General features: G+C 63.9%; 8 protein-coding genes and 1 pseudogene. 1 reads left to right on the forward strand and 8 read right to left on the reverse strand.

The features are described from left to right. The 8 genes from RIN13_RS19320 to RIN13_RS19355 all read right to left on the reverse strand — a co-directional run. On the reverse strand, positions 1 to 741 hold a 741-nt coding region (locus RIN13_RS19320), incomplete at its 3' end, for a TM2 domain-containing protein (protein WP_309108936.1). A 412-nt stretch (positions 742 to 1,153) separates the two neighbouring features. Further along, positions 1,154 to 2,287: a glycosyltransferase gene (locus RIN13_RS19325; RefSeq protein ID WP_309108937.1), complete on the reverse strand. Its 1,134-nt coding sequence runs from the start codon at positions 2,285 to 2,287 to the stop codon at positions 1,154 to 1,156. After that, positions 2,277 to 3,638, reverse strand: a complete 1,362-nt coding sequence (locus tag RIN13_RS19330; protein WP_309108938.1) for a family 1 glycosylhydrolase — start codon at positions 3,636 to 3,638, stop codon at positions 2,277 to 2,279. The genes RIN13_RS19325 and RIN13_RS19330 overlap by 11 nt, the downstream gene beginning before the upstream one ends. Further along, positions 3,635 to 3,976 (reverse strand): DUF6752 domain-containing protein, encoded by a 342-nt coding sequence (locus tag RIN13_RS19335; protein WP_309108939.1) that lies wholly within the window; start codon positions 3,974 to 3,976, stop codon positions 3,635 to 3,637. The genes RIN13_RS19330 and RIN13_RS19335 overlap by 4 nt, the downstream gene beginning before the upstream one ends. Before the next feature lie 5 nt (positions 3,977 to 3,981). After that, positions 3,982 to 5,535: a methyltransferase domain-containing protein gene (locus RIN13_RS19340; RefSeq protein WP_309108940.1), complete on the reverse strand. Its 1,554-nt coding sequence runs from the start codon at positions 5,533 to 5,535 to the stop codon at positions 3,982 to 3,984. Then, positions 5,532 to 7,004: a bifunctional cytidylyltransferase/SDR family oxidoreductase gene (locus tag RIN13_RS19345; protein WP_309108941.1), complete on the reverse strand. Its 1,473-nt coding sequence runs from the start codon at positions 7,002 to 7,004 to the stop codon at positions 5,532 to 5,534. Before RIN13_RS19345 ends, RIN13_RS19340 begins: the two co-directional genes overlap by 4 nt. An 11-nt stretch (positions 7,005 to 7,015) precedes the next feature. Further along, positions 7,016 to 8,017: a phosphodiesterase gene (locus RIN13_RS19350; protein ID WP_309108942.1), complete on the reverse strand. Its 1,002-nt coding sequence runs from the start codon at positions 8,015 to 8,017 to the stop codon at positions 7,016 to 7,018. Positions 8,018 to 8,151: 134 nt separating this feature from the next. After that, on the reverse strand, positions 8,152 to 8,388 hold the full coding sequence (locus tag RIN13_RS19355; protein WP_309108943.1) for a hypothetical protein: 237 nt from the start codon (positions 8,386 to 8,388) through the stop codon (positions 8,152 to 8,154). Positions 8,389 to 8,609: 221 nt separating this feature from the next. On the opposite strand from RIN13_RS19355, the pseudogene RIN13_RS19360 reads away from it, so the two are divergent. Further along, positions 8,610 to 9,141: pseudogene (locus tag RIN13_RS19360) on the forward strand (hypothetical protein); the annotation flags it as partial.

A 9,141-nucleotide genomic window follows, 5' to 3' on the forward strand; every position in this document is an offset into this window, starting at 1 on the left:
GTTGACCAGCAGCATCTCGGCGCCATTGGTTTCCAGGACCGTGTTGCCGCTGCAGGCTTTGCACGTGAACGTCACGACGGCCGGAACGCCCTTGAGGTCAACCGTCCTGACGTCGTCGCCCGTGCCCGTCAGCGTCTGCGCCTCCAGCCGCGGCCGGTCTTCCCCGGCAGCTGCTTCCTCGGACGCCGCCGGTTCCCCGGAGGAACCGGATCCGCCCGTCTCCGTGACAGGCGCCGCGGAGACGATCGGCGACGTGGACGCCTGCTGGATGGCCACCATCGCGCCAAGCCCGATGAACACGCTCATCACGAGGCTGACCACGAGGAGGACAACCGAGACGATGACGGCCACCGTTTTGTGCTGCGCATACCCGCCCAGCGGCCGGCGGTTCTTGTCTGTCTGCTTGCCGGCGAGGGTGATGACCAGGTCCACCAGTGACCAAACGCCCAAGCCGCCAAGGGTCAGCAGCTTGGCGACGCCCGTGCCGATCTTGCCGAGGTAGAAGCGGTCCACGCCCAGGCCGCCCAGGAACAGGGAGAACAGCCAGGCCGCGAGGAAGGACTTCTGCGGAGCTGCACCAGACCCGTACTGGTCCGCGCCGAACTGCTGGCCGCCGTACCACTCGCCTGTCCCGTACTGCTGGCTCCCGTTCTGCTGTCCACTCGGGAATCCGGGTGCACCGTAGGTGGTGTAATCGGGGGCCGGCGGTGGTGGTGGCGGGGTTTGGCCGGGCTGGCTCATGGCGTCCTTTCAGGGCTGGTGACGGCAGGGGTCACCGAATGGCGGGTTACGAAGGTGGGTGCGGCGGCTGACGCGGGTGGGTGCAGAACCGGTGAGGCGGGCCGCCGGTTCTGCGGAAAGGAGAGGTGGAAAGGGAGGCTACGGGTAACGCCGGGGATGCGCTGACTGCACAACGCGGGTTTCACTGCTGCCTTGCAAGGCTTTTATAGCTTGCTCATGCGCTGATTCCCCCAGTTTTACGCTCCGGCGTATCCGCCCCCTGAAGGGATAGTACACGCGCCCGGCGAGTCGAAACAGCATTGTCCATTAAGGTGCGGTTAAGGTCACGGGGCGGTCTTTCACGCGCGCCCCAGCGGGCGCAAAACGCCCATGACGACGGCGCCGGCAGCCGCCGTCGTCATGGTTTTGGCATTCAAGCTGTGGCCTCGTCTTCGACACGCGTAAGGTTCTGTGCCCCGGCGTGGAACACTGATTCTTCCATTTGTGCTGCGATGGTTTTCCAGTGGTATTTCTTCAGCAGCTCACGTACGTTGCGCTCTGGGCGGGTGGCTGGTTTTCTGTGCCCGAGTCTGGCGCAGAGCGCTGCGAATTCCTCGGCAGTATCCCGGAGGTGGACGGTTCCGGAGAAGTCGGCCACGACGTCCGGGACACGGGTGGAGATAACGGGGAGTCCTCCGGCGAGGTATTCGAGCGTCTTCGTGGGGCTTATGGAGCGGGTGGCATCATTGAGCGCGAAGGGCATCAGGGCGACGTCGAGGTCGGCCATCACGGCGGGCAACTGACGGTAGGTTTTGTGGCCGGCGTAGGTGATGTTCGGGGCTTGGGGAAGGTCACGGGGATCGATTTTGGCGATGGGACCAATCATCCGGATTTCCCAGTGAGGCAGCCGTGCCGCCATGTCGGCGATGAGGTTCAAGTCCAGCCGCTCGTCAATGACTCCGACGTAGCCTGCCACCGGAGTGCCTGTGTGTGAGGGCCGCCTGCGCAGGGCGGGGGCGTAGTGCTCGGGGGCGACGCCGCTGGCGAACAGCTGGGCCCCTGTCCGGCCCTGCCGGGTAATGGAGTTATGGAGGGACCTCCCTCCTGTGAATACGACATCGGCTCGGCGCAGGGCCTGCCGTTGCCGCACGATGAGTTCCGGTGCGGCGTCTTTGAAAGCGGCGAGGTCGTCCATGACGTCGTAGACGAGCCTCGTGGGCTGCAGGGCGAGGGCGACTTCCAGGGCCAGCGGTGTGTAGAGCCAGACCACACGTTCGCCGGCGGGTGCGCCGATAAGGTGCGGGAGCTGATCAATGTAGTGGGGCAGCACCTGGTCAAAGAAGCCTACGTGGTGGCCCTGTTCGGGGATTTCCAGCCACACCCGGTTGAGCCCGTCAGTCTCGGCGCTGTTGAGACGGTTTGGCGTGACCGGCCCTCCGTGCGGGGTCAGGGGTTCCTCGACGAACCACGTCTTCCGGTTCGGGCTCATCCTCGAGATGAGTTGCTGGGGACGCTGCCATACCCAGTCCCAGCGAAGGTGCGAGAGCACTATGAGTTCACTTTGCATCGACGATCCTCAGTTCCATCCGGGTGTTTTGGTTAGGTAGGCCGCTTCCGAGGCCGCTTTCGGGGCTGGATGACCAGGTCCAGTGGGCCATCTGAGGCAGATATCCCTTGAGCCAGGTGGCGACGGGCTCGGCCAACGTGTAGGCGGGCAGGTCCCTTGCCGGTGCCCCAGCGGCAGCCAGGGCGTAGGAATCCGACATGACCGAGGGCCGTCTGGCCAGTTCCGAGTCCAGCCAGTAGACGCCCACTGGGTCTACATGCCCATCGCAGCGGAAGAGGAGGGAGTCCCAGTCGGTGGAGTCGATGAAGGGAAACCAGCAAAGGCCTTCCATGGGGACGCCCAGAGATTGGGCCACTTCGCATTGCTCCAGAACATATTTGAACCAGGTGGCCCTGTCGGAGGTCCGTCCCCGGATGTTGGTCTCGGTCAGGATGCAGGGGAGGTTGTAGCGGTGCCAGTAGTCGCGTATTTGTTCAGCCAGGGGAAGTGGCTGGGGCGTGGGGGCTGCCCCTCCCCCTGATCCGAAATTCCACTGGCAGTGTGCGTAGTAGTCCAGACCAAGAGTGTCGATTCGTCCGGACGGCATTTCGAGGAGCCGTTCTCCACCTACTTCCCGCAGCGGCTCCGCCATCGGACCGTCAGGATCATAACCGCGTCCGAGAAAGGTGTCGATGACGAGCCAGCGGCGTTCGTTGGCCATGCGTGCGTAGTCCTGTCCCGCTGGGTCTGACCCCGTGTGGTGCTCACAGGTATCGGTCCACACGTGCCGGGCCTGCGGCAGCATTTCCGAATAGAGTGCGCTGGCTTGGGCTACCGCGGGAAGCACATTGAGGATCTGGTCGACGAAACCCGCAAGACCGCGGTGGTAGGGAGGCCATATTGCTTCGTGTCCGGTGAGGAACAGTGTCGAAAACGGCTCGTTAAAGAGGGTGTATTCCTGGATCCAGGGATAGCGCAGGGCAAACATTTCGGCATACCGCAGGTAGGCGGGGCCGAAGCGGGGGTCAGCGAAGCCGCCGGTGATCCAGCGGGGGTAGCTGGTGTGGTGTACGAGGTCGATGATGGGGCTGAAGCCGTGGTCCCTGAGGTAGTGCAGCACCTTGTCGGTCTCCGACCAGTCGAAGTTCCCTGCCTGGGCTTCGACGCGGTGCCACCGCACCGGGTATCGCAGCCTGGTGACCCCGGACGCGGCAAGCAGTTGAAGGTCTTGCTTCCAGCTGGTGTCGTGCCCCGTGGTTTCGGTGATGTCCCTGTCGTGGGCAGGCAGGTAGGTGCTTTCGAAGGCACCGATCAGTTCAATGGGTTTGTCCGGGTCAATGGGTTTATCCGGCCCAAGAAGAGGCCGGGTCATGCCTCGGCTCCGCCGGCTTTAGGGGCCTGCCGGTGGTCGTTCCGGGCTTTTGCATCAGGGGCGGAGGTGAGCTCCGCATAGACGATGTCGAGGAGTTCGGCAGCCCGAAGGTTCAGCCGGCGGGATTCGTCAAGGTCCCGGTCCAGGCGGGAGAGCTCAGCCCTCATCTGCGTCGATTCAGCGGCCAGGTCCTGCAGCTGTCCGGTCAGGCGGCTAAGTTCGGCTGCGAGTTCCGTCCTCTGTTTCCTCCAACCGCTATCACGGCGACGGGCAACCCGTGCGGAAGGGGCGGCGCTTCTGAGGAGTCCGGTAACGCCGTTCAGCAGTGCTGTGGTCATTTTTGTCATGGTGTCCTCGCTTTGATCGTTAGCCGCAGAAGGCTGCTCTTCCCGTCCACGTCCGGGTCGGCGGCGGGTTCTTCCATCTCGAGCCCTTTCAGGTCAAGTTGGCGGCGCAGCCGTCCGGGGTCTACCGGCCCGTAGGCGTTCCAGGATGAGAACGCCCCGTTCTCTGCTCCGCCGTCGACTTCCAGGTAGGCGCGCCCACGTCCTCCTTGGGCGCGCAGGGCGTGTCGGAGGAAGGTCAGGACGTTCTCCTGGCCCTCCGGTTCAAGCGCGTTCAACAGCAGCCGGGCATAAACGTGAAGGGGAGCATCATCGCCGCGGCAGGCTTTGGCCAAGGGCGCGAGCTGGCGGACTGAGTTGAGGTTTACGCGCGTCACGCGCAGCTGCTGTCCGGAGCGCAGGGCCTGCCCTGCTATCGCTTCCAGCGCGGGACGGCTGTAGTCAACTGCCAGCACATCATGTCCGTGCCGTGCGAAATGCCGGGCATCTGTGCCTAGCCCGCAGCCAAGTTCCATGATCCGGGATCCGGTGGGCAGGTCCCGGGCAAGCTGGCGTGCCCATTCCGACGGGACAGCCGGCGTTCCTGCTGCGAGCTGGGCGCGGTGGTGATCCTCCCAGTTTTCCCGGTCCGCATCGAAGCTGTTGAGCCAGCCGTGAAACCGCCGGCGGGCGGGCGGGGGCGTAACGAACCGGAAGGCCGGATCCGGTGTCCGCCAACCCGGGCCATAGATGGCGGCCAGCATCTGTTCGGGGCTAGCCGGGCCGGGAAGCATTCGCCCATTCACGTCGACCGGCCTCAGCGGGAACACCCTGACGTCCCTCTCCGGTTCGCGCGCGTGGAAAGTCCCATGGAGCCAGCCTCCGATGATGAAGTAGGTAAAGATATCCACGTAGAAGCGGTCTTCGAGGGCAGCTCCCGGAAACATTATCTGCAGGTGCCCGGCTGAGTGGCGGACCGTCTCGTGGCCCTCGGCCTGCAGTATGTCCTCCAGGCGGAAGCTTTCCAGAGCGATATCGGAGGGGTTGCTGTGGGCGCTGAGGTAGGCAAGGTCGGCGTCGTCATCATGGGGCATGATGCGTCCGTCACGGATGGGCCCGAGCAGCGTTCCGCCGGTGATGAACAGGTCAAGCCCAGCCCGTCGTTTCACGAGCTGAATCAGGTCTTCTGTTGCGCCCAGAACATCCTGGATCAATGCAGGGTCGCGGCCTTCGAAGGACCGGCCCACCCGCCCCCACTTGTTGATGACCTGGGGGATGCCGGTTCCCGGTTCGGTGAGGGCGAACTCGTTCCCGGAATCATCGAAATGCACCCTGGTGGGCCCGCAGACGGGGATGCCGTCCTGGAGGAGCAGCAGGTTCGCGGAACCGCTAAGCCGCGGAACCAGTGCGGCCGGCCACCGGACTGTGAGGCGGTCTTCCAAGACGTCGCCGTCACTTGGGCGGAAGGTCCAGATGCGCCGGTTGGCCAGCGAGACGGAAAGACTGCAGGTTTCAGGAAAGGACGGCCCTGCCACGGTCAGGGCCGTCCTGTCGGCCTGGATAGTATGGGTCATGGCGTGCCCACAAGCTCCGTGTCAGCTTCATTCAGCGGGTCGGTGCGTGGCAGCCGGACGTCGATGATTTGCCCGGTCATGTCAGAGCCCAGGACACGGGCACTGGCAGCGGCCACGGTGCTGGCCTGCAGTAGTGATTCCTGGGCTTCGGCGCCGAAGGCTTTCGTGCGCATGGGGGTTGCGGTTCGGCTGGGGCTGATGCAGTTCACGCGAATGCCCGCGTCCCCCCATTCATCTGCCAGTGCCTGGGTCAGGTTCACGATGGCGGCCTTAGTGGCCGAGTACACCGTGTAATTGGCCCGTCCCCGGGTGTAGGAACTGGACGCATACAGTGTCAGGGAGCCCTTCGTCGCAGCCAGATACCGGTGGGATTCCTGGGCGACAATGAACGCTGCCATGAGGTTCACGTCCACATCATGATGCAGCTGTTCATCGGTAAGTTCGGTTAGCGGTCCTACGGTCAGCACCCCTGCTGTGAGGACGACGTGGTCCACTTTTCCATACGCCCCTGCTGCCGCGGCCAAGGCGGAGGACACGCATTGTCGGTCTTGGACGAAGGTGCCGCTACCCGTGCGGCTGTGGGTGACCACCGCTGCGCCCTCGGCCTCCAGTTGCCGGGCGAGTTCGGCGCCGATTCCGGTACTTCCGCCGAGTATGAGCACCGTCGACCCGCGCAGATCCACGGGCGCGGGCCGGGCTCCGGGCTTTTTGTGCTTGAGCTGGAACAGCTTATCGGCAAGGTGGATGTCGATGGGATGGGTGATTTTGATGTTGGCTTCATCGCCGGGCACCACGAAGATCGGCACTTCCGGGAGGTATTTCAGCACGACGGAACAGTCGTCGGTCGCCGCGAATCCCGGGTCCTTCCGAGCCAGATCATACGCTGCACTGATGATGGGGAACCTGAAGGCCTGGGGTGTCTGGCCTCGGCGCAGGCGTGCCCGTGGGGGCACCGCGGTAATGAAATCCCGTTCGTCGACTTCGATGATGGTATCGGCAGACGGGATGGCCGTATCGACGGCTCCGAATTCGTCCAGTGCAGTGACGCAGGCCCTGATGACGTCGGAGTCGATCAGAGGGCGGACGGCGTCGTGGAAGATGACGTTGGCCTCCCGGTCCTGGATCAGCGTCAGTGCCAAGTAGGAGGTTTCGTTGCGGTCAGCCCCGCCGGCGTGGATGCCGCGAAGCTTGTCGTACCGGGTCAGGGGCAGCAGTTCGCCGGCGCGGGCAATGAAGCCTGGTTCCATCATGACCACGATGTCGTCGATGATGGGGCAGCATTGAAACACTTCAACGGTGTACTCCAGGCTCGTCCGCCCGGCCACTGGAACAAACTGTTTGGGGATGTCCAAGCCCATGCGAGATCCCACCCCGCCGGCGAGGATCACGGCGACGTTCCTGCGCGGGCGTGGCAGTGCCGGGTTCCTGGTTAGGCTCGAGTTCGGCTCTGGGTTGTTGTAGGGCGCCATGAGATCCTCCTTTATCGACAAGTGCCGGATTCGGCCAGGGAAGCCCGGGGACGGCCGGGAGCGCCAGGTATATGGATTCCGGCCGAGGAAAGCCGTCGGCGTGTTTCTTCAGCCGAGACGTACGCACCAACGGGCGGGTAGGAGCCAAGAGTTACGACGGAATTCACTACCGTCCTGCCGTGCACGTGCACGAAGTTGAAGGTCTGCGCACCGTCGCGGCCCTGCACGCCATTGTGGGGAACGACTAGATCCTGGGTGTAGCAGGTTGAGGAGGCGACCGAAACCGGCACGCTGGCAAATATGGAGGAAACCGAAAAATGCAGATGCCCGGCGAGGATGCCAACGACGTCGCTTCCCTCCACGACACGTGCCAGGCCGCTCTGGTTACGCAATTCCGTCACCGCCGCCAGATCCTGGACGGAGGGGATGGGCGGATGATGAAGGACCAGCAAGGTCCCGTCCGGGGCCGGCGACTGCAGTTCGGCGGCGAGCCAGCGCAGCTGCTCTTCGCTCACTTCCCCGTGGTGGAATCCGGGAACCGATGAATCCAGGACCAGCACCCGCAGGCCGCCCAGGTCGTACCGCCGGTCCAGTGGGGCGTCATCCGCCTCTTCATCAAGCAGCAGGGAGCGGATATGCCGGCGGTTATCGTGGTTCCCCACGACCCAGATCAGTCGCGCCTGCACCATGGCCGCAGCAGATTCCGCTGCCGTCCGTAGCTTCCGGTAGGCTTCTGGCTCCCCCTTGTCCGCCAGATCTCCGGTGAATAGGAACGCTTCCGGCCGCAGACCGGATGCGTGTATGGCCGCGAAGACGTCAGCCAAACGGGCCTCGGCGTCGACGTCGCCATACAGCAGACCTTCGCTGACGAAATGGGTGTCGCTGAGGTGGACCAGAAAGTGGTCCGGCCGCGGGTACTGCGCATCGACAGACGTCATCATGACCCCTCGATAGGTCCCCGCCAGCGTCAGGGCTGGAAGCAGGGGAAGAAGATCACCGGACGGAGTCTTCATACCGCCGAGAGGAAGCACATCATAAGCACACTTACTTCCTGCTGGCTACAAAGAATTTCCGGATCACCGCCCCTGACGGTTGATGTAGGTCTTCGCGAGGTCCTCGTTGCGGATCAGGCGCCGTTGGAGAGGCTTCAACTCGTCGTTGTGGGCGCGAGGGAGTCCTTGATCGCCATGGTCAGGTCGGGGACCGCGTGGAAGCGGCACAGTTCCTTGTCGGTCAGTTCGGGAACCAGCACCTCCGCTTGAGCCAGGGACTCGTGCCAACTTCCACGAGCATGTTCCTGCCCGAGATGATCCGTACAGGACAACGGGCTTGCTGCAGCCCAGATCTCTGCGGCAGCGCAAGCAAACCAAAGGACGAATGCCACCTCTGTTTACCGCGGCAACCGGGCCAACGGGGCCGGCCTGGACGGGGACCTTGATGGGACCCGGCCTTTTCTGGAGATGCGTACCTATCGGCGGACAAAGTAGTCCGTCCGCCGATAAACGAGTACCGACTACTCGTGCCGTTCCCGGCAGTCCCGGGGATATTGGCTACGAGACAATCCAGGACTAACTGCCAGGGGACGAGGGCATTAGGGGGTGCTGCATGGCAACGTCATTAGTGTCGTTCAATGCGGTGCGCCCTGTGCTTTTAGCAGGCACCCTTGCACTTGCTTGGTTGGCCTTTTCAGCCCCGTCGGGTGCGGCAGACACAGGAACGGACTCCGGCTCGGTGCTTGGCACCATTTCCGCTGCCGCGCCGGTGAGTTCCACCGCCTCCGGCGCGGCAGGCAGCGTCGGTTCTGGTCTCGACACTTCAGTGGCAGCGGTCACCAGGTCGGCGGTGCCGGCAGCACCTTTCCCGCGTCCTCCGGCACCGACGGCAGCTTATCCCGCACCCGTCCCCGGACCTCCCCAGTCCGTTTCCGCAGACCCAGCCGCACCGACGAGCGTTCCTGTGATACCCCTCCCGGTAGTGCACGGGCTTGATCCGGCGAGCACTGTGGCCACGGCCATCGAACCGGCCAGCCCGGTGCTTGACGTCGCTTCGCCGGTGGTTAGAGATGCGGCTGTGCTTAATGCCGCCCTAAAGCCTGTGACCAACCTGGTGACAGAGTCCGCAGGACCACTTGCCACCG

The organism is Arthrobacter sp., assembly GCF_031179985.1.
Classification (GTDB): domain Bacteria; phylum Actinomycetota; class Actinomycetes; order Actinomycetales; family Micrococcaceae; genus Arthrobacter.